Here is a 25,634-nt window from a genome sequence, read left to right on the forward strand (position 1 = left end):
GAAGTGTCACTTCTGCAGATCTATTGGAGAGCGCTGGGGTATCTGGCTGCCGACAAGAAGCGCGTCGCGCTGATCTGTTCGGCCAACGTCGCTCTTGCAGCCATCGCGATCCTCGAGCCGATCATGTTCGGCCGGGTCATCGACGCTATTTCCGCGCATGGTTCCGTTTTCTCCACGCTCGCCGTGTGGGCCGGCCTGGGCGCCTTCAATGTGATGGCTTTCCTACTGGTGGCGCGCGGCGCCGACCGGTTCGCGCACGCCCGGCGCAGCGAAGTGCTCTGCCAGTCGTTCGAGCGCGTCATCACCATGCCGCTCGCCTGGCATCATCAACGCGGCACCTCGAATGCCCTCCACACGCTGCTGCGCGCCGTCGAGACGCTGTTCAGCCTTTGGCTCGAATTCATGCGTCAGCATTTGTCCACGGCTGTCGCGCTCGTTCTGCTGGTTCCGACGGCCCTCAGCATGGATGTGCGCATGTCGATGGTTCTGCTCGTGCTCGGCGTGCTCTATGTCGGCATCGGCCGCCTTGTGATGAAGCGCACCAAGGAAGGCCAGGCCGCGGTCGAGCGCCACTATCACAAGGTGTTCGCGCATGTGACCGACTCGGTGAGCAACGTCGCCGTGCTGCAAAGCTACAACCGTCTTGGCTATGAAGCCGAGGCGCTGCGCGGCTACGTCAAGAACCTGCTCGACGCGCAGAACCCGGTGCTCGACTGGTGGGCTATCGCCAATGCGCTCAATCGGCTGTCGTCGACGATCTCGATGATGGTGGTGCTTCTGATCGGCGCTTATCTCGTCACTCATGGCCAGCTGCGCATCGGTGACGTCCTCGCCTTCACCGGCTTCGCCACGCTGCTGATCTCACGGCTCGACCAGATGTCGGCGTTCGCGAACCAGATTTCGGAAGCTCGCGCCAAGCTCGAGGATTTCTACAAGCTCGAGGACTCGGCCGCCGATACCGCCGAGCCGGACGGCTTGCGCGACCTTGCCAACGTCACCGGCCATGTCCGTTTCGAGGATGTCAACTTCGAGTTCGCCAATTCGGGGCAGGGCGTCAGCGATGTGTCCTTCGAGGTGCAGGCCGGCCAGACCGTCGCGATCGTCGGACCGACGGGTGCGGGCAAGACCACGCTCATCAACTTGCTGCAGCGCGTCTTCTCGCCGTCCAGCGGCCGGATCCTGATCGACGGCATCGATACGCGCACGGTGACCCGCAAGTCGCTGCGCCATTCGATCGCCACCGTATTCCAGGACGCTGGGCTTTTGAACCGCTCGATCGAGGACAACATCCGGGTCGGTCGTGCCGATGCGACCAACGACGAGATCCATGCCGCCGCCACCGCGGCCGCGGCGCAGGATTTCATCCTGGCCAAGAGCAATGGCTACGACACGGTGGTCGGCGAACGTGGCGGCCAGCTTTCAGGCGGCGAGCGCCAGCGCATCGCCATTGCCCGTGCCGTGCTGAAGGATGCCCCGATCCTGGTGCTCGACGAGGCGACCAGCGCGCTCGACGTCGAGACCGAGGACCGCGTCAAGGAGGCTATCGACGAATTGCGCCGCGACCGCACCACCTTCATCATCGCCCACCGCCTGACCACCGTTCGCGATGCCGACCTGGTCGTGTTCATGGACAAGGGCAGGGTGGTCGAGATGGGTGGCTTTGCCGAACTGTCGCTGCGCAACGGCCGCTTCGCCAGCCTGCTGCGCGCCGGCGGCCTGCTCAACGACGAGGAAGTCCGGCGCCTCAGCCGGTCGGTGCAGGGCGAGGCCGCCTGAGCCGTTAACGGTTCCGCCTTCTCCCGAATGGGGGGAGGCAAGACCAGACCTGCGACACCGCCGCTCGATTGCCCCAAACGCTTCGGCGGTCTATGTAAAGTCGCATGAGTGACACCACCTCACGCTTGAGCGGCTTGACCGATCTCGCCAATCCGACGCGGTTCGTCGGGCTTGCCGATAAGCTTGTGCCGTGGCTGGCCGCGCTCGCCGCGCTCATCCTCGCGATTGGCCTCTATATGAGCTTCACCGCGCCCGAGGATTTCCAGCAGGGTATCACCGTTCGCATCATGTACATCCACGTGCCTTTCGCCTGGCTCGCCATGATGTGCTACACGCTGATGGCGGTCTCCGCGCTTGGTACGCTGGTCTGGCGCCATCCGCTGGCCGATGTCGCGCTCAAGTCGGCCGCACCCATTGGAGCGGTGTTCACCGCGTTGGCGCTGATCACCGGTTCGATCTGGGGCAAGCCGATGTGGGGCACCTGGTGGGTATGGGACGCCCGCCTGACTTCTGTCTTCGTGCTGTTCCTGATGTATCTCGGCATCATCGCGCTGACCCGCGCGTTGGAAGATGCCAGCCGCGCCGCCTGGGCCGCCGCCATCATCACGCTGGTCGGCTTCATCAATATCCCGATTATCAAATTCTCGGTCGACTGGTGGAACACGCTGCACCAGCCTGCCTCGGTGTTCAGGCTCGGCGGCCCGACCATCGACCCGAGCCTGCTCTGGCCTCTGCTGGTGATGGCTGTCGGGTTTACCGTGCTGTTCTTCGCGCTGCACCTGATGGCAATGCGCACCGAAATCCGCCGCCGCCGGGTGATAGCCATGCGGCGGGTGGCGGCACGGCAGGCGGAGAGTCCGGTCTAAAACCTCATGTCATCAGCCCGCGTGCCGCTACCGGCAGCGTTTCGAGAACCTTCTCACCGTCTATCAGATTGACCTCGTTGAACAGGTTGGTGACGACGCAGCAGTGGTCCGGCACCACGCGCACGCGTTCGCCAATGCGGAGCCTGCCGTCGCCGGAAAGCGTGACCGTGCCGTGCTCCTCGCTCAGGCCCGTCACCAGCGCTCCGGGGACGCCCATCAACTCTCCAAAATCCTTTAGCCCAAGCGTATCGCTGGACAGGGCCTTGCTGCCGCTATCGAGAATGGCGCGCGTCGCTGTCGGATGGCTGACCACGGTTGCGAGCACCGTCAGCGCGCAATCGTCCAAGGTGCCGACGCCTTTGGCGACCTGGTAGCGGTCGAGATAGATGTAGGTTCCCGGGCGATACTCCGTGATGACGGATGCATCGGCGGAGCGCCACATATCAGGCGTGCCGCCGCTGGAGATGCGCTCGCAGGCAAGTCCCGAGGCTGCCAGCGCCTGCTTGGCGTCGGCAAGCCAGGCTTCAGCTTCACTCGCGCGGCCGGCGGCCGGATAGGTCATCAGTCCGCCGAAGGTGAGGCCACCTGCCTTGTCGATCAGCCTTGCCAGCGCCACTGCTTCATTGGCTGTCTGCACGCCGCAGCGACCCATGCCGGTGTCGCATTCGACCAACACGGGCAGAGGATGGCCGGCATCGGTGAAAGCTGCCGCGAGCCCTTCCAGCGTATCCATGCTGTCGGCCGTCACCGACAGGGTCACGCGGCCGTGCAGCGCCTTCAGCCGCTCGAGCTTGGCGCGCCCCAGAATGTTGTAGGGGAGAAAGATATCGGTCAGCCCGGCGTCGGCCATTACCTCGGCCTCGCCGATCTTTTGGCACGTGATGCCCACGGCACCTGCCGCCATTTGCTTCTTCGCCCAATAAGGCAGCTTGTGCGTCTTGATGTGCGGCCTGAGCTTCAGTCCGTTCTTGTCGGCATGAGCCTGTGCACGAGCAATGTTGGCTTCGGCGCGTGCGACGTCGACAAGGATCGAAGGCGTATCGAGGTCATGGATGGTCTGCATCGGCTATCCCTGTGCAATTCGCAAGGGTTTATGAGCCTCAAAGCACGCGATGTCACGCGGCCAGCGGGCCGCGATCTGTTGGCCATGGGTGGCACGCGCGAGGCTCGAACAGGCAGGGCTCGAATCGGCAAGATGGATCGACACCGCACCGGCGTTCGGCTATGCGATTGTCGGAAAAATCGACACGAGGGTCATCATCTTGAAACGCTCCGCCATCAACGACATCATCCGCGAAGCCGACGCCTTTATCCGCTCGTTCGGCTATATCATGCCGCCTTTCGCCTACTGGTCGCCGGAAGAGATGAAGACGCGCCAGGTCGATTCCTCGGCCATCTTCACCTCACGGCTCGGCTGGGACATCACCGACTACGGCCAGGGCAAGTTCGACGATCTCGGCCTGTTTCTGTTCACCGTTCGCAACGGCCGCTACGAGGACATGAAGAAGGGCATGGGCATGCTCTATGCCGAAAAGATCATGATTTCGCGCAAGGAACAGATGTCGCCGATGCACCGCCACAACATCAAGGCCGAGGACATCATCAACCGCGGCGGCGGCAAGCTGGTGCTTGAACTGTTCATGCATGATCGCGACGGCGGCATCGACCCCAAGGCCGAGGTATCGGTGCCGGTCGACGGAACCATCCACAGGCTGCCGGCGGGCGGACTGCTGAAGCTTGATCCGGGCCAAAGCGTCACGCTCTTGCCTGGCGTTTGGCACGCCTTCTGGGCCGAGGGCAAGGATGTCCTGATCGGCGAGGTGTCGACCGTCAATGACGATCGCACGGACAACGTCTTTCGCGAGCCGATCGGCCGTTTCGCCGATATCGAGGAAGACACATCGCCGCTGCATCTATTGGTGGCGGACTATGACAAATGGCTGGGCTGAGGGCGTCCGTTCTCAACCCCACATCGCCCCCGACTTGCGGGGCCAGCAACCAAGTCCGAGGAGAAATAAGTCTTGAAGTCAGCTCTAGTTCTAACCATTGCCGCCTTGGCGGCGCTCGGTTTCGGTATGCCGGCCCAGGCGGCGGGCTTCACCAATATCGTCATTTCCGCGACGAAGGACGGGGGAATGCCTCAGAGCAACTTCCCTGTCGAGACACCGGTGATCTACGTCTCGGCTGACCTCGTGGATATCGCGCCGACCTCGAAAATCACATTCTCCTGGGTCTCGGTTGATTCTCACGGCGCCGCGCCGGAGAACTATACCATCGACAAGGTCGACCTCGACGTAGGAGCCAACAATCAGGCTGATTCACAACTCAGCAAACCCACGGCGGGATGGCCGGAGGGCACCTATCGGGTTGATTTGGCCATTGATGGAAGTGTTGCTGAATCGGTACCCTTCAGCATTCCATGATTGAACTGCGCGAGAAGGGCGCGACGGGCATCAATGACAACAGCTGAGTGCCGATTGCACGCCCGTCCGGCACAGGCACGATGAGCTGATCGGCACATCGGCCTTGGCCAGCGCCGTGGCGAGTTTTGCCTGCAGTGCAGGCAGCTCTTGGCTCTCGCCGCGCCGCCTCAAACATTCCACCAGCCCGTGCAGCGCCCAGACATTGTCCGGGTGCTGGGCGCAGCGCTGCACATTGCCGCTCAGGCCGAGATCGTCGCGATAGACCTGTTCGGCCTCTTGCGCGTGCCCCTGGTCGAGAAGCAGCGCCGCCAGCGCATGACGCGGCGGGTGCATCCACGCCCACGGCTCGGTGTAGGACAGATTGTCATCCAGCTCGACCGCCTGCCTGAGATGGCCGTAGGCCTGCTCGTGCCGGCCTTGATGATAGGCAAGCTCGCCGTCGAGCAAGGCGGCACCGACGGCGAGCGAGGCGCGGGCCGGGTTGCTAAGAAAACGCCGCTCGGCTGGAATGCCTTCGAGATGCTGGTGGAAGCGTTCACGCTCGCGCTCGGCGTCGGTGAATTGCCTCAGCGTCGCATGCGCCACGCCCTTGGCGTAGTGCTGCATGGCCGCCGTCAGCACATAGAGGCCGGGCTCTTCTGTTGCCGGCTCCTTGATGATTTCCCGCCAGCGACCGAAGCGCACCAGCACGTGCGATTTCATCGCATGATAGCCTTCCACGGTCTGGGTGAGTTTGGGCCGATCCTGGATGGCGACCACGTCACGCGTCACCCGGCTGCGCACCTTGTCGGCGGCCCACAGCGCCGGCTGGTACTGGCCCGACAACATGCAGGTGAACATCATCAGGTGCAGGTCGTGGCAGCAGCCGAGCAGATAATAGGTCGGCTCATCGGCGTAGGCGAGATAGCGGTCGTTGGCCCGAACCGCCTTTTCGCTGGCGAGCTTCGCCTTCTCATAGTCGCCGCACAGCACATAGATATGCCCCGGCATGTGGTTCATGTGCCCGGCATCGGGGCACATCTCGCCGAGCTGATCGGCCGAGCGCATACCGCGTTCCGGGACGGTGGACATTTCTAGCAGATGAATGTGCAGGTGGACGATCGCCGGATGCTGGGCGATGCCGGATTCGTCTGCGAGCCGGATTGACCGCTCGCAAACCTCCAGCGCCTCGACGACGTCGGAATTCGGCGCCGGTTTACCTGTCTTGAGGTCCCACAGGCGCCGTACCGTGCGCATCATCAGCGCCTCGACGAGAAGCGCCATCACATCATGATCGTCGGCAAAATTCTGATGGACCCGCCGCATCGCGTCGGCATAGGCGTTGTCCCATTGCTCGAACTCCGGCGGCGCCACCCTATGCGGTTTCCGGAAGCGGCAAGCCAACGCCCCGATCAATTGTCTTTCGATCTCGCTGGCTGCGGCCGCACTGGCGCGCGCGAGCTGGACATGCTCGAAGCAACGCTTCGTCGCGCTGTTTGCCTCGGCCTCGCCATGCTCCTTCCATGTCAGATTGTAGAAAGGCCCGGCTGCATAGGCGATGCCCCAATGAACCATCGGGCAGTCCGGATCGGTCTCCAGCGCCTTCTCAAAGCACTTGATGCCTTCCTCATGGTTGAAGCCGTAGCACCAGTTCAGACCGAGATCGAACCAGCGCTGGGTCTCGGTAGAGCGGGTGGAGATCGGGCGGCGGTAGCCGCCGAGATTGAAGCGATCCATGGGGCCTCATTCAAGTCGGGTTCGCCGCGAGCCAAGCCCTGGCCAGATTCTTCGCCCTCAATGTGTTCCGAAATTCGTAGCCATGGCAAACACCATGGTTTTGGGATGGATGTGAAAAGCGGCTATGCGCCGTCCTGGTCGGTCTCTTCGGGTGCCACTTCGCCTTGCCAGCCGCCTAACTCCGGCAGGTCCTCAAGCCAACTTTTCTCGGTCATCACGGCATCGCCAGCCTGTGGTGCGGCCTCGGTGGCGTTTTGAATCAGCCAGTCCACCCACTTCCGATAGGCAGCCGGATCCATCTGGGGCGGCAGCACTTTGGCCTTGAGCAGCATCCTCTTGCGGAAGCTGGTTTGCCTGCGCAGTTTGGTCGTCGTGAACTTGATTGCCTTGCCCTGGTATTCAACCGTCCAGCGGTCGCCTCCATGGCCGACAAGCCTGTCTACGGCGAAACCGGCATCGACCGGTCTCTCCCGCCAGGGAAGCTCGATGGCGTTCTTCCTCAAATCGATAGCCCATCGTCTGTAGTCGGCCCCGGGACGCTGGGGCGGCAGCACGCCGGCCTGTTCAAGAATCTTCCGTCGGAAGGTAGGCTGCTTCTTGATCTGGCCGGTCGTCAGCTCGACGCGATGTCCACGGAATTCGACATGCCAGCGGATCCTCCCATTGCCGACATACTTCACCAATCTTTCGATAAAGAACTCGCCATCGGCAAGCATCACGCATCCCTGCTTGATGCTGGAGAGGATGTACTGGCTGTCAGTGACCATCAGGCGGCCTTATGCAGGATTCGTTCGCGAAGCGTAGCGACAGCGATGTGCCGGATTTATGCACCAGAAAAGCGTTCCGGTTCCGATTTTCGCTAAGTGACCAATTTCATTGAAAAATGCTTGGCTGGGGAACCTGGATTCGAACCAGGACTAACGGAGTCAGAGTCCGTGGGTCTACCGTTAACCTATTCCCCAGCAGGCGTGCTATCGCCACAAAAGCGAAAATCGCGCGGGCCGAACGGCTGAGCCGCTTGAGCGCTGCCTTGTAGCCGCCAGTGGAAAATAGTCAAGTCTGCTTTGCGGTTCAATTGCCAGGTTTTATCACCGGTTCCGAACGCCAGCTTTTCCGGCGGCGTGCGAACCTCCGAGCCTCAGCTCTCCTTGCGGCTGAACTGCGAGCGTTCGAAAAACAGCACGATGCCCAGGCCCATAAACAGCGGGACGATGAGATAAAACAGCCGGAACACCAGCAGCGCCGCCACCACGCCGACCGGGTCCATGTCGGAAAGCCCGGCGAGGAACACCACCTCAAACACGCCGAGTCCGCCTGGCGCGTGCGAGATCTGGGCGACTGAGAAGGAGACCAAGAAGACGCCCAGCACGACGAAATAGCCGGGATTATGCACCTCGGGCAGGGTGAAAAAGATGATCGCCGCGGCCGCGAGCAGTTCGATCGGGCCGATCAGCAACTGCCTGGCGACGATCGGCAGCGCGGGATAGTGCAACTGAAAGCCGGCGATCCTCAGCGGGCGCAGGTGCAGCCAACTGCCGAATACATAGGCTGCGATGAGGACCAGCATCGCAATGCCTGCCGCCTCCGACAGGCCGTGATGGGCGATGCCGGAAAAGCGATCGATGATCTGCGGCTCGAACACCAGCACAAGGCCGGAGGCGAGTAACGTCGACAGCACGAAGGTTATCCAGCAGATCGCCACCAGCACGCCGACTTCCTGGCCGGTCAGCCCCCTTGTGCCGTAGGCACGGTAGCGAATGACGGCGCCGGAGAACACCGAGCCGCCGATATTGTGCGACAGCGCGTAGGTGGTGAAGGAGCAGAGCGTCACGAACAGCCACGACACTTTTTTGCCAATATGCAGCAGCGCGATGTGATCGTAGCCGGCGAGCGCGGCATAGGCGACGAGCGAGCTCAAGCCTGCCAGGATCCAGCCACGAGTTGGAATAGCCGCCATCCCGTCCCAAACGTCGTCGAGCGAGATGCCGCGCAATTCATGCCAGAGCAGCAGCAGCGAGAAGATCACCGCGCCGATGCCGACGACCGGCCAGAAATAGCGTTTCCAGTTCATTGCCCGACCGCCATGCGTTGCGTATCCGCTTCCTTTCCGTCGAGAGGCCGTCCTTCCCCGGTTTCCCCGTTCATTTCAGAAATGCCTCATTGAAGCCGGCTATTCAACCGCGAACACTTGTCGCGCCTGACGCCATCCTTGTTTGCCGCGCGCCGCCACGGTGTTGCGCTACCAGCCCAGCCTTGCCGGTACATTACGCCAGTGCAAAAACAGGCCCGCGCACCCGGCGGCAAAATTCAGCATGCGGCTCTTGGTGATCGAGCACGGCACTGTTAGTCTGGCGGCAACTTGAAACATGCCAAAGCGCCTGCTGCGTCCGTCACCGGTTCGCGCGGCGCCGGAAGGAACGACAGTGGAAGACCGCGACACCGGCGCAGGCGCGCCGGAGGTGGGCGCGTCCAGCGCTTCCCTTGGGCCATCAGGCCCGGGGACAGCCGGTTGGCAGCAACGCCGCGCAACGGAGCCTCGCTCCGTCAATGGGCAGGCTGGCGACGCAACCCAGAAGGGCAAGCCCAAGAAACGACGCAAGCGAAGGCGTGGACGCAAGGTTTTTGCACGCGACGAGGCGCGCCCAGGGGCCAATCTATCGCCGGTACAAGGCAAGGCCGCTGTCGCGGCGGTGGATTTGAAGCCTGTTGCCGCCGCCACAATCTCGCCCGCCGTTGCAATGCCCGAGCAAGGCAACAGCCGGCCGCCGGTGCACGAGCTTCCCATCTTCGCCGCGCTGGACCTCGGCACCAACAATTGCCGGCTGCTGGTCGCCGTTCCCACGCGTCATGGCCAGTTCCGCGTCATCGATGCCTTCTCGCGCATCGTCAGGCTGGGCGAGGGGCTCACCGCCAATGGCCGGCTCGGCCAGCCGGCGATGGACCGCGCGGTCGAGGCGCTGAAGGTCTGCGGCGATAAATTGCGCGGCCGCAAGATCAGCAAGGCAAGGCTGATCGCCACCGAAGCCTGCCGAACAGCCGAAAACGGCGTGGAGTTCCTCGATCGCGTCGAACGCGAAGCCGGCCTGAAGCTCGAGATCATCGACCGCCAGACCGAAGCCCGCCTTGCGGTCTCCGGCTGCGGTTCGCTGGTCGAGCGCAACACGCAGGGCGTCGTCCTTTTCGACATTGGTGGCGGGTCTTCCGAGATCGCGCTGATCGATCTCACTGGCCGCCGTTCGCCGCGGCTGGCCAATCACATCGTCTCGTGGACCTCGCTGCCGGTCGGCGTCGTCTCGTTGGCGGAACGCTTTGGCGGCCGCACCGTGACGCGCGAGATATTCACCGCCATGGTCGACGACGTTGCCGGCAGGCTGGCCGCTTTCGATGGCCGGGATCGGTTGAGCCATCTCAAGGCCAGCCCGAATTTCCATCTGCTGGGCACTTCGGGTACGGTGACGACGCTGGCCGGCGTCCATCTCGACCTCGAACGCTACGACCGCCGGCGCGTCGACGGCCTGTGGATGGACCGCGACAGCGTCGACCGTATGGTGGAGAAACTGGTCGGCTGGGACTTCCAGCAGCGTTGCGCCAACCCCTGCATCGGCGCCGACCGCGCCGATCTCGTGCTGGCCGGTTGTGCCATCCTGGAAGCAATCCGCGCCGTCTGGCCGTCGGAACGGCTGCGCGTCGCGGACCGGGGCTTGCGCGAAGGAATATTGAGTGAGCTGATGGCCGATGACGGCGTCTGGCGCAATGACGGGCGTGCTAGGGCATCATGATCATGCTCGAACAAGAAATCAGGTAATGACGAAGAAACCGGAAAAGCCAGGGTCCGCCAGCATTCGCGTGCTGAAAACGCGGATCAAGAAGAAAAGCGGCCTGAAGGAATCGTCGCGCCGCTGGCTGCAGCGCCACATCAACGATCCCTATGTCCAGCGCTCCAAGGCCGACGGCTATCGCTCGCGCGCGGCCTACAAGTTGATCGAGATCGACGACAAGCACCACCTCTTGAAGCCCGGCATGAAGGTAATCGATCTGGGTGCCGCCCCCGGCGGCTGGTGCCAGGTCGCGGCCGCGCGCACGAAATCGACGGCCGAAAACCCGCATGTCATCGGCATCGACTATCTCGAAATGGACGCCGTGCCCGGTGCGCCGGTGCTGCTGATGGATTTCCTGGACGCCGACGCGCCGCGAAAGCTGGCCGAGGCGCTGGGCGGGGACCCGGATGTCGTGTTGTCCGACATGGCGGCGCCGACCACCGGCCACAAGCGAACCGACCATATCCGCACCATGCATCTGTGCGAGGTGGCGGCCTATTTCGCGCTCTCGGTCCTCAAGCCGGGCGGCCATTTCCTCGCCAAAACCTTCCAGGGCGGCGCCGAAAATGAGTTGCTCTCGATGCTCAAGAAGAATTTCCGCTCCGTCCATCACGTCAAGCCGCCGGCCTCACGCGATGAATCGGTGGAGCTCTATCTATTGGCCAAGGATTTTAAGGGGCGAGAGTCCGGTCCGCCGCCAGGCGGATCGGAACGTCCGGTGGACGTTCCGAAGGACTCGAGCGCCCGAAGCCATAGCGAAGGGCCGGGAGACGCCGACGGCTGAAGGCCAGCCCCCGCCAGGCGGATCGGAACGTCCAGTGGACGTTCCGAAGGACTGGAGCGCCCGGAGCCATAGCGCAGGGCCGGGGGACACCGACGGCTGATCGCTCTGCGGCGACTTTGCTTTACTCTCCCGGCGATCTGACCGGTTCCAGCGTCTTCGGCGTCGTCAGCCGGCCATGGCCGGATACGGCGTTGCCGGCGTCGGGCGCCATCCGCATGAACGACAGCGACGCCGCCGCCGACACCGCTGCCACGATGAAGAAGGCGGTGTGGAAGTCGCCCAGCGTCAGCGGGCCGCCATGGATCGAGGTCGAGACTTCGAGAATGCCGCCGGCGAGCGCCACGCCGAGCGCGATCGAGAGCTGCTGGAACACCGCCGTGATCGGCGTTGCCTTGCTGGTATCCTCGGCTGACACCTCGGCATAGGAGAGCGCGTTGACGCCGGTGAAGAACATCGAGCGGATGAAGCCGCCGACCAGCAATATGGCCAGCATCAGCGCGTAAGGTGTTTCGGGGGTGAAGAGGCCGTAGATGGCGATCGATGCGGCAGCGACCAGCGAGCCGACGATCAGCACGCGGCGAAAGCCGACAACGCGGAAGATCAGCGCGGTGACGAATTTCATGCCGATGGCGCCGATCGCCGAGACGAAGGTGATCATGCCGGACTGGAACGGTGTCAGCCCGAAACCGATCTGGAACATCAGCGGCAAAAGGAACGGCACGGCGCCGATGCCGATGCGAAACAGCGAGCCGCCAAGCACCGACGAGCGGAACACCTGGTTGCGGAACAGTTCGAGCGCCAGCAGCGGATTTTTGGCGCGGCGCGCATGCACGAGGTAGAGCGCGCCCGACAGCAGTCCCACGGCGATCGTGATGAAGCCGGTCGCCGGCGGCAGATAAGGCAGGCTAACCACCGACAGGCCAAAGACGACGCCGGAAGCGGCCAGCCCGCTCAGCACGAAGCCGACGAAATCGAGCGGCGGCGTCTCGGTTGCCTCGGTTTCCGGCAGGAAGCGGGTGGCAAGCCAAATGCCGATCAGGCCGATCGGGACGTTGATCAGGAAGATCCAGTGCCAGGTGAAGAAGGTGGTGATGAAGCCGCCAATCGGCGGACCCACCAGCGGGCCGACCAGTGCGGGAACGGTCAGCCACGACATGGCGGCGACCAGTTCGCTCTTGGGCGTGGCGCGTACCAGAACCAGGCGCCCGACCGGGGTCATCATGGCGCCGCCAATGCCTTGCAGGAAACGCGCAACCACGAAGGCGGGCAGCGAACCGGAGAGCGCGCACGCCACCGAACCGGCAATGAAGACTGCAATCGCGGCACGAAAGATAGTCTTGGCGCCGAAGCGGTCGGCCGTCCGGCCGCTGATTGGAATGAAGATCGCCAGCGACACCAGATAGGCCGTCAGCGCCAGTTTGAGCGCGATCGGGCTGGTGTGGATGTCGATGGCGATCGCCGGCAGCGATGTCGCGATGACGGTCGAATCCATGTTTTCCATGAAGAGAGCGACCGCCAATATGAGCGGGATGGTGCGGTTCACAAGACGCGTCCGGACTTATTCTCTGTGTCGTCGGCTGGGCAAGCCGGCACGCAGGGCGGTTATCACGGCCAGAGGGTGATGTCGTGTTAAATTGCTGTCACTTTTGTGCGACCGCAAGGATGCGGCCTTTCGCTTTGGCATGTCCCATGCTGGCAGAGATCCCTGCCAGGCAAGGGACACCTTGCATGGAGCGACACACATCATTATTGTAGTGAATATAACTACTATAGGACATTGTCATTGGAAAAAGGTGTTTCGGCGACCGATGCCAATCGCAGGTTTTCTCTCCTACTGCGCGGCGTCCGCGAAGGACAAAGCTACGTGGTGACCAGTCACGGGCGTCCGGTCGCCCGGATCGTGCCCGCAGATCATCAGGAGGGGGTGGCTGCCCGATCGCGCGCGGCGTTGTTGTCGCGGCTTGAGCGCCAGCCGGTTGTGGATGCCGGGCAGTGGACGCGCGATGAGCTTTATGAGGACGAGCATTGAAGATCGCGCTCGACACGAATATCCTTGCTTACGCGGAAGGGGTAAACGGTGCGGAGAAGCGCGACATCGTTCTCGAATTGCTGCGCGATCTCCGGCAAGATGACGCGGTTATTCCTGTTCAGGTTCTTGGTGAACTCTTCAAAGTTTTGGTCCGCAAAGCAGGAAGACCGCCCCTGGAGGCACGGGATGCCCTTCTGAGCTGGAGCGACGCATTTTCCGTTGCCGCGACAACGCAAGATGTGATGATGATGGCCGCTGATCTGGCTACCGACCATCGACTCAGCATTTGGGACTCGGTCGTTCTCTCCACGGCCTCGCAAGCTGGCTGTCGGCTGCTGGTCTCGGAAGATCTGCAAGACGGCTTCACATGGGGCGCGGTCACTGTCGTCAGTCCCTTCGCAGCGCCGCGTCACCCATTGCTTGATGCTCTGGCGGGGAAGTCTGGCGACTAGAACGCGGAACGCCGCAACGATCGGCTTTTCATCCGCCCCGCGACGTGTTACCAGCCACCGCCAATCCTGAAAGGGAATAACGAGTCGGCGCTGTCCATTCCGGTCCAGCGCTTTTTCGCATTCAAAGGGCTGGCCATGGCAAAAATCATCGAAACGTCCACCGGCGCACTGGCGCTGACCTTTGACGACGTGCTTTTGCAGCCCGGTCATTCCGAGGTGATGCCCGGCCAGACCGATATCCGCACCCGCATCGCCGGCGACATCGACCTCAACGTGCCGATTCTGTCGGCGGCGATGGACACGGTCACCGAGGCAAGGCTTGCCATCGCCATGGCGCAGGCCGGCGGCATCGGCGTCATCCATCGCAATTTCTCGCCCGCCGAACAGGCCGAGCAGGTGCGGCAGGTCAAGAAATTCGAATCCGGCATGGTGGTCAACCCGGTCACGATCGGGCCCGACGCCACGCTAGCCGACGCATTGTCGCTGATGCGCACCTATTCGATCTCGGGCATTCCGGTGGTCGAGAATGGCGGCGCCGGGGGCCACAAGACCGGCCGGCTGGTCGGCATCCTGACCAACCGCGATGTGCGCTTCGCTTCCGATCCGGCGCAAAAGGTCTACGAATTGATGACCCGTGAGAACTTGATCACGGTCAAGGAGAACGTCGACCAGGACGAGGCCAAGCGGCTTCTGCACCAGCACCGCATCGAGAAGCTGGTGGTGGTCGACAAAACGGGCAATTGCGTCGGGCTGATCACCGTCAAGGACATCGAGAAATCGCAGCTCAACCCGCACGCCACCAAGGATGCGCAGGGGCGCCTGCGCGCCGCGGCCGCCACCAGCGTCGGTGATGACGGCTTCGAGCGCGCCGAGCGTCTTATCGAGGCCGGCGTCGACCTTTTGGTGATCGACACAGCGCATGGCCACTCGCAGCGCGTGCTGGACGCGGTGACGCGGGCGAAGAAGCTTTCCAATTCCGTGCGCATCCTGGCCGGCAACGTCGCCACCGCGGAAGGCACGCGGGCGCTGATCGACGCCGGCGCCGACGCCGTCAAGGTCGGCATTGGCCCGGGCTCCATCTGCACCACCCGCATTGTGGCCGGGGTCGGCGTTCCCCAGCTTTCGGCCATCATGTCGGCGGTCGAGACAGCACACAAATCAGGCGCCTCGGTGATCGCCGACGGCGGCATCAAATATTCCGGCGATCTCGCCAAGGCACTCGCCGCCGGCGCCAGCGCCGCCATGATCGGCTCGCTGCTTGCCGGAACCGACGAAAGCCCGGGCGAGGTCTATTTGCACCAGGGCCGCTCCTTCAAGGCCTATCGCGGCATGGGCTCGGTCGGCGCCATGGCGCGGGGCTCCGCCGATCGCTACTTCCAGGCCGAGGTGCGCGACACGCTGAAACTGGTGCCGGAAGGCATTGAAGGGCAGGTTCCCTATAAAGGACCTGTGTCTGGCGTGCTGCACCAGCTTGCGGGCGGGCTGAAAGCCGCTATGGGTTATGTTGGTGGCCGCGACCTTGCCGATTTCCGCGACCGCGCCACCTTTGTGCGCATATCCAACGCCGGACTTCGTGAAAGCCACGCCCATGACGTCACGATTACCCGCGAAAGCCCCAACTATCCCGGCGGAGCCTGATTCTTCCGGGCTTTGGGGGAACTTGACCGCCATGGTGCTGCGCCTGTCGCGCCATGTCGGGGCGCTCTGCTTCCTCTCGGCGGCGGTTTTTGTCGCCATGACGGGGATGGAGTTCTTCTATTTCCGTCGACTGAGCGGGGGCCTGGCTTCGCTCGACATGCGTTATTTCGGATTTACGCCCGACGAAGGCATGGCCTGGCTGACGGCGCTTGGCCGGCGCGGCAGCGAGATCATCCTGGTCTGGCACTACCTGACCTTCGATCTTCTGTTTCCGGCACTGTTGTCGCTGACGCTGGTCAGCCTGATCCTGGCAACTGGCCGGCGCCTGAAGAATTTCCGCGTGCTGCCGGCGCAGATGCAGGCGATCTTCGCGCTGGTCCTGGTGCTGCCCTATATGCTCGCCGACTACGCACAGAACATCGCCGTGGCGCGCCTTCTGTCCGATTTCCTCTACGCCAATCCGGACTCGCTGTCCTTTGCTTCGGCGCTGATCGTCACCAAATTCGCGCTTCTCGCCGTCCCGGTCATCGTCATTGCCGCTTTCTGGCTGGCAGGCCAAAGACGTCGGAATTGAAGCGGAGCAGGGCAGGGGCGACTTCATGAACCAGACCACGATCTTCTGGCCTGTGCTGGCTCACGTGCTGCTGATCTACATCGTCTATATCGTCATGGGCCGGCGCCGCTATTTTGCTGTCAAGTCGGGTGAAGCCAAGGTCGGCCAGTACAAGGTTCGCTCGACCGAGCCGGCCTCTACCGTCACCGTGGCGAACAATCTGATCAATCAATTCGAACTGCCGGTGCTTTTCTACGTACTGTGCCTGACACTGCACATGACCAACGGCGTCAATTACATCACCCTCGCACTGATGTGGATTTTTGTCGCGTCGCGCTATTTTCACGCCTGGTTTCACCTGACCAGCAACAAGCTGCTGGTGCGCAACCGCTCCTTCGTGCTGGGCGCGGTGGTGCTAGCGGTCGGTTGGATCTGGCTGGCCCTGCACTTGCTCGCGATCGTATGAGGTGCGCCTAATCACCTTCTCCAAAAGGGAAGAGGGAAAGGCCGGCGCCTATAGATCGAACACCGCGATCTTGCGATTGTCGAACTTGATGCCGATCTCGCCGCGTACCAGCTTCAGCGCGTGTTCGCCGAACACGGCGCGCCGCCATCCTTGCAGCGCAGGCACATCGGCATCCTCGCCCTCGGCCGCGATGCGATCGATGTCATCGCTGGAGGCCAGCACCTTCGAGGCGACGCCCTGTTTTTCGGCGACGATTCTGAGCAGCACCTTCAACAGTTCCGCGGCCGCATTCGAGCCCTCGGGCGGCTGGAAGTTTTTCGGCAGTTTCGGCATCTGCTCCTTGGGCAGGGCGAGCGCGGTGTTGACCGCGCCGAGCAATGCCGTCGCCGTCGAGGAGCGTTCCCAGCCTTTTGGCGTGGTGCGCAACTTGGCAAGGGCTGGCGCATCGCGCGGTCCTTGTTGTGCGATCTCGTAGATTGCGTCGTCCTTGAGCACACGGCCGCGCGGCACGTCGCGCTCGCGCGCCTCGCGTTCGCGCCATGCCGCCACGGCCTGCACGATCGCCAGCTCCTGGGGCTTGCGAAGCCGCATCTTCAGCCGCTTCCAGGCATCCTCGGGGTGCGGATCGTAGGTCTCGCGCGAGGTCAGGACATCCATCTCCTCATTCAGCCAGTGGGCGCGGTTTTCCCGCGCCAGCTCGGCGTTGAGGTGCTGATAGACCTCGATCAGATGGGTGACGTCGGCCAGCGCGTAATCAAGCTGCTTGTCGGACAGCGGCCGATGGCGCCAGTCAGTGAAGCGCGACGACTTGTCGAGCCGCGCTCCGGTGATGCGCTGTACCAGCTGATCGTAGGAAACGCTGTCGCCGAAGCCGCAGACCATCGCCGCCACCTGGGTATCGAACACCGGGTGCGGAACGAGGTCGCCGAGATGGACGATGATTTCGATGTCCTGTCGCGCCGCATGGAAGACTTTGACCACCGCCTCGTTGGCCATCAGCCTGAAGAAGGGAGCCAAGTCGATATCAGGCGACAGCGGATCGATCAGCGCGGTCACGCCGGGCGCGGCCATCTGGATCAGGCACAGGATTGGCCAGAAGGTCGTTTCGCGGATGAATTCGGTGTCGACGGTGACGAAATCCGACTTTTCGAAAGCGGCGAGAACGGTCTCGAGTTCTTTCTGGGTGGTGATGACGTGCATCAAATCGCTTTTGGCAGGAGTAGGGTCTTCCTAGATTTCAGCCGGGAAGGCTTTCGTCAAGCTGTGGTGCCCCCGTCACGGCCCTTCCGGACTGTCTTGATCACTATTTCTCCTCGCCAGCCGCGCGAAAATGGTCGACGTGCGCAACAGCGCCGTGAAGCGGCTGCGCTTGCCTGCCGGTACTCCTGAGCGTGCCTGCATGCGGTAGAGGATGACGGCAATGAAGATCGCGTAGACCACGGCGCTGAAGACGAACAGCGCGCTTGGCCCGAAATACTGCATCGCGGTCGACGCCGCGAAAGGGCCCCCAATAGCGCCGAAGGAATAGAACAGCATCAGGGCGGCGTTGATCAGCACGAACTCGCCGGCATCCGCGCGGTCGTTGGAATGTGCCGCCGACAGCGAATACAGCGGCATGGCGAAACAACCGAAGATAAAGATGATGATGAAGTTGAGCAGCGGGTTGCTGCCGGCGATGAACACCAGCGCCAGTGCCGAAAGCATCGCGCAGCAGGTCGTCATCAACAGCACCCGGCGCCGATCCCAGCGGTCGGAAAGGTAACCAAGCGGATACTGGATGATGGCTCCGCCGAAAATGCCGACGCTGACGAAGGTGACGACGTCGCCGACCGACATGCCGATCTGCTCCGCATAGACCGGCGACAAGGTGCGAAAGGCACTGTTGGTGACGCCCACGGCGATGCAGCCAAAGCAGCCCAGCGGCGAAATCCGCCAGACGCGGGCCAGATCGAGCTTGACCTCTTCCGGCGGCGTCGGGTTGGAGCGGTCGCCGAGCGAAACCGGCACCAACGACAGCGTGATCATGATCGACATGATGGCGAAGATGGTGAAGCCACCGGCGCCGAAGACGGGAATCAGGAACTGGGCTGATGTCACCGATCCGGTATCGACCATCCGGTAGATCGCCAGCACGCGGGCGCGGTCGTGGTTGGTGACGCCGGAATTCAGCCAGCTTTCGACGATGGTGAACAATCCGGCGAAACAGAAGCCGCCGGCAAAGCGCACCGCGCACCACATCACCGGATCGAGAACCAGCACGAGCAGCAAGGTGCCGACGGAGGCGATCGCCGCCAGCGCCGAAAACGCCCTGATATGGCCGACCGCCTTCATGATGCGGGTGATGGCCAGGCAGCCGAGCAGGAACCCGGCGAAATAGAAGGTGCCCATCAGGCCGATGTCGGAAGCCGAAAACCCTTCCTGCGCGCCACGCAGTGCGATCAGCGTGCTCTGCAGCCCATTGCCGCCGAGGAGGATGCCTGCGGCGAGAAGAAGCGGGATCAGGGGACGGATGGAGGACATGAAGAAATACAGCCGCTCATCGTTGATCCTTTTTGGACCATCGTCTCCGTCGATGCCAGCGGCATTTGCCAATGAAAAGGCAGCGATGCCTCGGCTCGAATCAGCTCGGCGGATGAAACAGACGTCGATGGCGACCGCCAGCGCCGGTTAATCGATCAGCGTATCAATCGACGCGCTCAAAAGTGTCTAGGCTGGTCCCGAAGGCGCGCCATGTTCCAACCGTGGTCAGCTTTGCGGGCTCACCCTCGGCCTCGGCTGAAAGAGCCAGTCCAGCCACCGTGTGCCACAACATCTCGATCTTGCCGTCTCGAAAAATGCCGGTATAGCTCACAGCCGCCGGCCCTGTCTTTCCTGACGCTGCGGAAGTAAAGCCGATCACATCTCCATGAGCGGCCCCGTGAAGAGGCACTTCCATTCCGGAAAAGCTGCTGTCGGGCAACGCTGTCTTGAAGACACCGCGGATCAAACCCTCACTATCGTCGTCGATAATTACAACCGAACCGTATTGATTGCGCCAAGTGCCCTTCCAGGAAAACATGTTTGCCTCCTCTCAGTCCATCATGCGCTAACGCGACAGGCGGTTCACCGTTCCGCCATATGACCGGCCATAAATTGAAGCCGAGGTTCCAAGCTGAGAGATAGCCCCTCCGTCCCTTTGCCTTGACAAACCATGCCTCCCATGCGCTTTTCGCGCAAATTTTGAGGCCGGGCCGCAATGCTTCGGCCTACCATCCAGCACCTCGGACTTTTATCCATGACCATGCACCGTTACCGCAGCCATACCTGTGCCCAGTTGCGAAAGAGCGACGTCGGCAACTCCGTTCGCCTGTCGGGTTGGGTGCATCGCGTACGCGACCATGGCGGCCTACTGTTCATCGACCTTCGCGACCATTACGGCCTGACCCAGATCGTTGCCGATCCCGATTCGCCTGCCTTCAAGGTCGCCGAGACCTTGCGCGGTGAGTGGGTGATCCGCGTCGATGGCGAGGTCAAGGCGCGCTTGCCCGAGACGGTCAACGCCAACCTGCCGACCGGTGAGATCGAAATCTTCGCTCGTGAGATCGAAGTGTTGTCGGCGGCCAAGGAATTGCCGCTGCCGGTGTTCGGCGAGCCCGATTATCCCGAGGACATCAGGCTGAAATACCGCTTCCTGGATCTGCGCCGCGAGACACTGCACAAGAACATCGTGGCGCGCACGAAAATCATCGCCGAGATGCGTAAGCGCATGGGCGAGGTCGGCTTCACCGAATTCTCGACGCCGATCCTGACCGCCTCGTCGCCGGAAGGCGCGCGCGACTTCCTGGTGCCGTCGCGCATCCATCCCGGCACCTTCTACGCGCTGCCGCAGGCGCCGCAGCAATACAAGCAGCTGATCATGGTGTCTGGCTTCGACCGCTATTTCCAGATCGCGCCCTGCTTCCGTGACGAGGACCCGCGCGCCGACCGCCTGCCCGGCGAGTTCTACCAGCTCGACCTCGAAATGAGTTTCGTCGAGCAGGACGACGTGCTGTCGACCATGGAACCGGTGATGCGCGGCGTCTTCGAGACCTTCGCCAACGGCAAGCCGGTGACGCAGAAATTCCAGCGTATCCCCTATGATGTCGCCATGCGCAAATACGGCTCCGACAAGCCGGACTTGCGCAATCCGATCGAGATGCAGGCCGTCTCCGACCATTTTCGCGATTCCGGCTTCAAGGTGTTCGCCAACATCCTGGCCAACGATCCGAAGGCCGAGGTCTGGGGCATTCCGGCAAAGACCGGCGGCAGCCGCGCCTTTTGCGACCGCATGAATAGCTGGGCGCAAGGCGAGGGCCAGCCGGGGCTGGGCTACATCTTCTGGCGCAAGGAAGGCGACAAGCTCGAAGGCGCCGGCCCGCTCGCCAAGAACATCGGCGAGGAGCGCACCGAGGCGATCCGCCTGCAGCTCGGCCTTGCCGACGGCGACGCCGCTTTTTTCGTCGCCGGTGATCCCAAGAAGTTCGTTTCGTTCGCCGGCGCGGCGCGCACCCGTGCCGGCGAGGAACTGAACCTCGTCGACCGCGAACGCTTCGAACTGTGCTGGATCGTCGACTTCCCGTTCTTCGAATGGAACGAGGAGGAGAAGAAGATCGACTTCGCCCACAACCCGTTCTCGATGCCGCAGGGTGGCATCGATGCGCTGAACGGCGAGGATCTGCTCGGCATCAAGGCCTTCCAGTACGACATGGTGTGCAACGGTTTCGAGATCGCCAGTGGCGGTATCCGCAACCATTTGCCCGAAACCATGGTCAAGGCGTTCGAGACGGTTGGGCTCGACCGTTCCACGGTCGAGGAACGCTTTGGCGGCCTCTACCGTGCCTTCCAGTATGGCGCGCCGCCGCATGGCGGCATGGCCGCCGGCGTCGACCGCGTCGTCATGCTGCTGGTCGGCGCCAAGAACCTGCGCGAAATCACCATGTTCCCCATGAACCAGCAGGCTTACGACCTGCTGATGAACGCGCCGTCGGAAGCCTCGCCGCAGCAGCTTCGCGAACTGGCGCTGCGTGTCGCGCCGGCCAAGAAGGACTGATTGCAGCGTCGCAACTGCCCTTTTCTCCCCGTCACTCTACGGGGAGAAATGTCCGGCAGGACAATGAGCGGCAGCGCGGATGCAGGCGTTTGGCGACCAGCCGCGACAACTGACGCCTTCTGACAGGCAGGCGGTTCGGCATTCAATTTCAAACTTGCAGGCGTCAGCGCTGCCCCTCATCCGCCTGCCGGCACCTTCTCCCCGTATAGGGACGGGGAGAAGGGAGTTGTCTTCGATCAGTCCTCGTTCGCCTTGACGCTGACGCCGAGCGTCTTCGGCAGGTCGAGCGGATTGGACATGGCACCCGCCATGATCAGTGCGAACGGCACCGATGCCGGCGGCTCGGCCGAGATTTCGAGGCTCTTCGGATCGTCGAGATATTTGCTGACAGCCGCCGTAACCTGAGCCGTCAGCTCGGGATTGTTGAGCTGCGACATGCCGAACGGCACGATTGCCTTGGCCTGATTGGCGATGTCCTTGGCTGACATGCCCTGCTGCTTGCCGACATAGTCCAGCACCTTGCCGGTCAGCGAATCGTCGTCGAAGCGGATCGATGCGCTGTTGAACGAAAGCTGCTGCAACAGGCCGAGCATGGCCATGCCTTGCGCCGAATTGTCGGCGCCTTCCGGCTGTGCGGCCATCTTCTTCTGCATTTCCTGCAGCGACTTGATGAAGTCGATCGTGTAGCCGCCGAGGTCGAAGGTCATGCCGAGCGTGCCGGCATTCTCGACGGAGATGTCGTATTTCGACAGTTCCATCTTGCCGTCCGACGGCTGCCAGGTGCCGGCCATTTCAAGATTGCCCGAGATGTTCTGGTAGCCGAGCGCGTTGATGACCTCCTTGGATTTGGGATCCTCGACCAGCGACAGATCGGCCGTGAACTTCTCCGTGTTGGCGGTGAATTCCATCGCCTTGCCGTCGGCGGGCGGCGTGATCTGGATGGCGAGCCCATCCATCGAAAAGGCGGTCTTGTCGGCGACCTTGACCGTCATGTTCGAGAGTTCAGCGGATTTGTACATCATCAGCGAGCCAAGCGGGCTGGTGGAGCCGTCGGCCGGCACCGTCATGTCGTGGATAACGAAGGGGCTGAGATCGAGGGTGACGCCGTCCTTGCTGTGTTCGAAGGCCGAGGTCGACACGGTGCCGATATCATAGCCGCCATTGGCCTCGGTGATGTTCTCGAGCTTGACGTCGCCGATCGTCAGCGCTTCCTTTTCCGCGGCCGGTTTCACCGACACGCCCTGCAGCACCATGCTGGTGTTGTCGCCGGTCACGCCGGTCCAGGAGATGTCGACGCCCTGTGCGGAGAGTGCTGCCTTCAGCCGGTCCGCGACCGCCGCGTCCTGGGCAAGGGCCGCATTCAGCGGCAGCGTGAGCAAGAAGGTCGAAAGTGCGAATTTCCGGAGAGTTGAGCGGTTGATTGTCATCGCAAGGTCCCTGAGAGTGTCCTGAAATTATTTTTCAATTCTTTGCGCCATCACCATTCCGTGACGAACTGGACGGGAAAAAGGCGTGTCCCGGCACAATGGTCGAAAATCGCGCTGAAAGGCAAACCCGATCCGAACGCTATTGGAGAACGCAGTGAATTTGGCATGAAGGTCGGGCCGCCAGCGTGCTTCGCAATAGATGCGGCATGTAACAGATTGATGTTGGCCGGCAGGCTCGACCTTGCGGTTTTCTGTTGCAGAACTGCGCGCAAATCGACTGGTCCGGTGCGCGCCTCTTGCCGCGAATCACCCGCTCGGCTAGGTCCAGCCCATGGGAAAAAGGCTTTTGCCGCCTGACAATGGCGGTGGCGATCACATCGAACCAGTCGACCTGAAGAAGGCGCTGGAAGAGCGCTATCTCGCCTATGCGTTGTCGACCATCATGCACCGGGCGCTCCCGGATGTGCGCGACGGACTGAAGCCGGTCCATCGCCGCATCATGCACGCCATGCGCCTGCTGCGCCTCAACCCGGACCAGGGGTTCGCCAAATGCGCTCGTATCGTCGGCGAGGTGATGGGCAAGTTCCACCCGCATGGCGACCAGTCGATCTATGATGCGCTGGTGCGGCTGGCGCAGGATTTTTCGATGCGATATCCCCTGGTCGACGGCCAGGGCAATTTCGGCAACATCGACGGCGATAACGCCGCCGCCATGCGCTACACCGAAGCGCGCATGACCGACGTGGCGACCGACCTGCTTGCCGGCATCACCGAAGACGCGGTCGACTATCGGCCGACCTACAATGAAGAAGACGAGGAGCCGGTCGTGCTGCCCGGTGCCTTCCCCAATCTCTTGGCCAACGGCTCGTCCGGCATCGCGGTTGGCATGGCCACCTCGATCCCGCCGCACAATGCCGCCGAGCTCTGCGACGCGGCGCTGCATCTGATCGAGCATCGCGATGCGCCGGTGGCGAAGCTGATGGATTTCGTCCAGGGCCCGGATTTTCCGACCGGCGGCATCATCGTCGACAGCCGTGCCTCGATCCTCGAAGCCTATGAGACCGGCCGCGGCGGGTTCCGCGTGCGGTCGAAATGGAACCAGGAAGACCAGGGCAGGGGCACCTGGAGCATTGTCGTCACCGAAATTCCCTATGGGGTGCAGAAGGCGCGGCTGATCGAGAAGATCGCCGAGCTGTTGATGGCCCGCAAGCTGCCGCTGCTCGAGGATATCAGGGACGAAAGCGCCGAGGACATCCGCGTCGTCCTGGTGCCGAAGAGCCGATCGGTCGACCCAGGCATCCTGATGGAATCGCTGTTCAAGCTGACCGAGCTCGAAAGCCGTTTCCCCCTCAACATGAACGTGCTGTCGCGAGGCAAGGTGCCCAACGTGCTGTCGCTGAAGGGCGTGCTGCAGGAATGGCTGGACCACCGCCGCGACGTCCTCATCCGTCGCTCGAAATTTCGCCTCGGCGAGATCGAGAGGCGGCTGGAAATCCTTGCCGGCTACCTGATCGCCTATCTCAACATCGACGAGGTGATCAGGATCATCCGCGAGGAGGATGAGCCCAAGCAGGTCATGATGGCCCGCTGGTCGCTCACCGACACCCAGGCCGAAGCGATCCTCAACATGCGGCTGCGCGCCTTGCGCAAGCTGGAAGAATTCGAGATCCGCAAGGAATTCGACGGCCTGACCGCCGAGAAGAAGCAGATCGAGGCACTGCTGGCGTCCGATGCCAAGCAATGGTCGACCATCAAGTGGGAAGTCACTCAGGTTCGCGACAAGTTCGGTCCGGAGACCGAGATTGGCAAGCGCCGCACGCAGTTCGCCGACGCGCCCGAGCACGACCTGACCGATATCGCGCACGCCATGATCGAGCGCGAGCCGGTCACCGTGGTGGTTTCGGAAAAAGGCTGGCTGCGGGCGATGAAGGGCCATCTGGCCGATTTTTCGACGCTGACCTTCAAGGAGGGCGACAGCCTCAAGCTCGCCTTCCATGCTCAGACGACAGACAAGGTTCTGGTCTTTACCACCGGCGGCAAGTTTTACACGATCGGCGCCGATCGGCTGCCGGGCGGCCGCGGCCATGGCGAGCCGATCCGCATCATCGTCGACATGGACAATGACCAGGACATCGTCACCGCCTTCGTTCACGATCCCAAGCGCAAGCTGCTGCTCGCCTCTTTCGACGCCAACGGCTTCATCGTTCCGGAGGAAGAGGTGGTCGCCAACACCCGCAAGGGCAAGCAGGTGATGAACGTCAAGGCGCCGGACGAGGCCAAGCGCTGCGTGCCGGTCACCGGCAATCACCTGGCCATCGTCGGCGAGAACCGCAAGATGCTGGTGTTCGCGCTCTCGGAAATTCCGGAGATGGGTCGCGGCAAGGGCGTGCGGCTGCAGAAATACAAGGACGGCGGCCTGCTCGATCTCAAGCCTTTTACACTTGAGACAGGTCTCTCCTGGCAGGATTCGGCCGACCGTACCTTCACCCGGTCGCGCGAGGAATTGGCCGAATGGATCGGCGCCCGGGCGTCGGCGGGACGGATGGTGCCCAAGGGATTCCCCAGGACCGGGAAGTTCGGGTAGAAGCTGCCGATCCCCCTCGTGGGGGAAGGTGGCC

The 25,634-nt window shown here is 62.5% G+C and carries 23 protein-coding genes and 1 tRNA gene; 14 read left to right on the forward strand and 10 right to left on the reverse strand.

Going from position 1 to position 25,634, the window contains the following annotated elements; genetic code table 11:
• The first annotated feature begins 3 nt into the window (after positions 1-3).
• Positions 4-1,776: a glucan ABC transporter ATP-binding protein/ permease gene (locus X739_RS142665; RefSeq protein ID WP_023773338.1), complete on the forward strand. Its 1,773-nt coding sequence runs from the start codon at positions 4-6 to the stop codon at positions 1,774-1,776.
• A 104-nt stretch (positions 1,777-1,880) separates the two neighbouring features.
• Complete coding sequence (locus X739_RS142660) at positions 1,881-2,642, forward strand: heme ABC transporter permease (protein ID WP_023773337.1); 762 nt, start codon at positions 1,881-1,883, stop codon at positions 2,640-2,642.
• Positions 2,643-2,646: 4 nt separating this feature from the next.
• Here X739_RS142660 and X739_RS142655 read toward each other — a convergent pair whose 3' ends face one another.
• Positions 2,647-3,705: a D-TA family PLP-dependent enzyme gene (locus X739_RS142655; protein WP_023773336.1), complete on the reverse strand. Its 1,059-nt coding sequence runs from the start codon at positions 3,703-3,705 to the stop codon at positions 2,647-2,649.
• Positions 3,706-3,904: 199 nt separating this feature from the next.
• On the opposite strand from X739_RS142655, the gene X739_RS142650 reads away from it, so the two are divergent.
• Both X739_RS142650 and X739_RS142645 read left to right on the forward strand, forming a co-directional pair.
• Positions 3,905-4,591, forward strand: a complete 687-nt coding sequence (locus tag X739_RS142650; protein WP_023773335.1) for a D-lyxose/D-mannose family sugar isomerase — start codon at positions 3,905-3,907, stop codon at positions 4,589-4,591.
• A gap of 72 nt (positions 4,592-4,663) precedes the next feature.
• Positions 4,664-5,065: a hypothetical protein gene (locus X739_RS142645; protein ID WP_023773334.1), complete on the forward strand. Its 402-nt coding sequence runs from the start codon at positions 4,664-4,666 to the stop codon at positions 5,063-5,065.
• 30 nt (positions 5,066-5,095) lie between these two features.
• On the opposite strand, the gene X739_RS142640 is transcribed toward X739_RS142645, so the two are convergent.
• The 4 genes from X739_RS142640 to X739_RS142625 all read right to left on the reverse strand — a co-directional run bounded on the left by X739_RS142640 (position 5,096) and on the right by X739_RS142625 (position 8,852).
• Positions 5,096-6,781: a hypothetical protein gene (locus tag X739_RS142640; RefSeq protein WP_023795581.1), complete on the reverse strand. Its 1,686-nt coding sequence runs from the start codon at positions 6,779-6,781 to the stop codon at positions 5,096-5,098.
• Between the two features lie 122 nt (positions 6,782-6,903).
• Positions 6,904-7,548, reverse strand: a complete 645-nt coding sequence (locus tag X739_RS142635; RefSeq protein ID WP_023795582.1) for a hypothetical protein — start codon at positions 7,546-7,548, stop codon at positions 6,904-6,906.
• A 121-nt stretch (positions 7,549-7,669) separates the two neighbouring features.
• Positions 7,670-7,743: transfer RNA gene (locus X739_RS142630), tRNA-Gln, on the reverse strand.
• A gap of 176 nt (positions 7,744-7,919) precedes the next feature.
• Positions 7,920-8,852 carry a lysylphosphatidylglycerol synthase domain-containing protein gene (locus tag X739_RS142625; protein ID WP_023773309.1) on the reverse strand — a complete coding sequence of 311 codons (933 nt, stop codon included), beginning with the start codon at positions 8,850-8,852 and terminating at the stop codon, positions 7,920-7,922.
• Positions 8,853-9,204: 352 nt separating this feature from the next.
• Between X739_RS142625 and X739_RS142620 the strand changes: the two genes are divergently transcribed.
• Positions 9,205-10,560, forward strand: coding sequence for a Ppx/GppA phosphatase family protein (locus X739_RS142620; protein ID WP_023795583.1), 1,356 nt, complete (start codon positions 9,205-9,207; stop codon positions 10,558-10,560).
• Between the two features lie 25 nt (positions 10,561-10,585).
• A complete protein-coding gene (locus tag X739_RS142615) occupies positions 10,586-11,383 on the forward strand; it encodes an RlmE family RNA methyltransferase (protein ID WP_023795584.1) in 798 nt (265 codons plus the stop codon).
• Positions 11,384-11,504: 121 nt separating this feature from the next.
• Here the strand turns inward: X739_RS142615 and X739_RS142610 are convergent, their stop codons facing one another.
• Positions 11,505-12,926 carry an MFS transporter gene (locus tag X739_RS142610; protein ID WP_023795585.1) on the reverse strand — a complete coding sequence of 474 codons (1,422 nt, stop codon included), beginning with the start codon at positions 12,924-12,926 and terminating at the stop codon, positions 11,505-11,507.
• 240 nt (positions 12,927-13,166) lie between these two features.
• On the opposite strand from X739_RS142610, the gene X739_RS1000000168400 reads away from it, so the two are divergent.
• The 5 genes from X739_RS1000000168400 (at position 13,167) to X739_RS142585 (ending at position 16,521) form a co-directional block, all read left to right on the forward strand.
• Positions 13,167-13,412: a type II toxin-antitoxin system prevent-host-death family antitoxin gene (locus tag X739_RS1000000168400; RefSeq protein WP_084056445.1), complete on the forward strand. Its 246-nt coding sequence runs from the start codon at positions 13,167-13,169 to the stop codon at positions 13,410-13,412.
• Positions 13,409-13,864, forward strand: a complete 456-nt coding sequence (locus X739_RS142600) for a PIN domain-containing protein (protein WP_023795587.1) — start codon at positions 13,409-13,411, stop codon at positions 13,862-13,864. Before X739_RS1000000168400 ends, X739_RS142600 begins: the two co-directional genes overlap by 4 nt.
• Before the next feature lie 135 nt (positions 13,865-13,999).
• Positions 14,000-15,502 (forward strand): IMP dehydrogenase, encoded by a 1,503-nt coding sequence (guaB, locus tag X739_RS142595; protein ID WP_015318286.1) that lies wholly within the window; start codon positions 14,000-14,002, stop codon positions 15,500-15,502.
• Between the two features lie 31 nt (positions 15,503-15,533).
• Complete coding sequence (locus X739_RS142590; protein WP_023773303.1) at positions 15,534-16,076, forward strand: hypothetical protein; 543 nt, start codon at positions 15,534-15,536, stop codon at positions 16,074-16,076.
• A gap of 25 nt (positions 16,077-16,101) precedes the next feature.
• Positions 16,102-16,521 carry an MAPEG family protein gene (locus X739_RS142585; protein WP_023795588.1) on the forward strand — a complete coding sequence of 140 codons (420 nt, stop codon included), beginning with the start codon at positions 16,102-16,104 and terminating at the stop codon, positions 16,519-16,521.
• 48 nt (positions 16,522-16,569) lie between these two features.
• Here the strand turns inward: X739_RS142585 and rnd are convergent, their stop codons facing one another.
• Together rnd and X739_RS142575 are read right to left on the reverse strand one after the other, a co-directional pair.
• Entirely contained in the window at positions 16,570-17,721 is a 1,152-nt protein-coding gene (rnd, locus tag X739_RS142580; protein ID WP_015318283.1) for a ribonuclease D, read from the reverse strand.
• 75 nt (positions 17,722-17,796) lie between these two features.
• Complete coding sequence (locus tag X739_RS142575; protein ID WP_023773302.1) at positions 17,797-19,041, reverse strand: MFS transporter; 1,245 nt, start codon at positions 19,039-19,041, stop codon at positions 17,797-17,799.
• Between X739_RS142575 and X739_RS1000000169500 the strand changes: the two genes are divergently transcribed.
• Positions 19,040-19,192 (forward strand): hypothetical protein, encoded by a 153-nt coding sequence (locus X739_RS1000000169500; RefSeq protein ID WP_156939941.1) that lies wholly within the window; start codon positions 19,040-19,042, stop codon positions 19,190-19,192. The two genes, X739_RS142575 and X739_RS1000000169500, sit on opposite strands and share 2 nt — an antisense overlap.
• A 12-nt stretch (positions 19,193-19,204) precedes the next feature.
• Here the strand turns inward: X739_RS1000000169500 and X739_RS142570 are convergent, their stop codons facing one another.
• The gene (locus X739_RS142570) at positions 19,205-19,579 is read right to left on the reverse strand and encodes an avidin/streptavidin family protein (protein ID WP_023773301.1); all 375 of its coding nucleotides are present in this window, start codon (positions 19,577-19,579) and stop codon (positions 19,205-19,207) included.
• Between the two features lie 222 nt (positions 19,580-19,801).
• Between X739_RS142570 and aspS the strand changes: the two genes are divergently transcribed.
• Positions 19,802-21,589: an aspartate--tRNA ligase gene (gene aspS, locus X739_RS142565; protein ID WP_023795589.1), complete on the forward strand. Its 1,788-nt coding sequence runs from the start codon at positions 19,802-19,804 to the stop codon at positions 21,587-21,589.
• Between the two features lie 236 nt (positions 21,590-21,825).
• Here the strand turns inward: aspS and X739_RS142560 are convergent, their stop codons facing one another.
• Entirely contained in the window at positions 21,826-23,016 is a 1,191-nt protein-coding gene (locus tag X739_RS142560) for a hypothetical protein (protein WP_023795590.1), read from the reverse strand.
• A 331-nt stretch (positions 23,017-23,347) separates the two neighbouring features.
• Here X739_RS142560 and parC point away from each other — a divergent pair, with 331 nt between their 5' ends.
• Positions 23,348-25,600, forward strand: a complete 2,253-nt coding sequence (parC, locus tag X739_RS142555; RefSeq protein WP_023773298.1) for a DNA topoisomerase IV subunit A — start codon at positions 23,348-23,350, stop codon at positions 25,598-25,600.
• Positions 25,601-25,634 lie beyond the last annotated feature (34 nt).

The organism is Mesorhizobium sp. LNHC209A00 (assembly GCF_000502915.1).
Classification (GTDB): domain Bacteria; phylum Pseudomonadota; class Alphaproteobacteria; order Rhizobiales; family Rhizobiaceae; genus Mesorhizobium.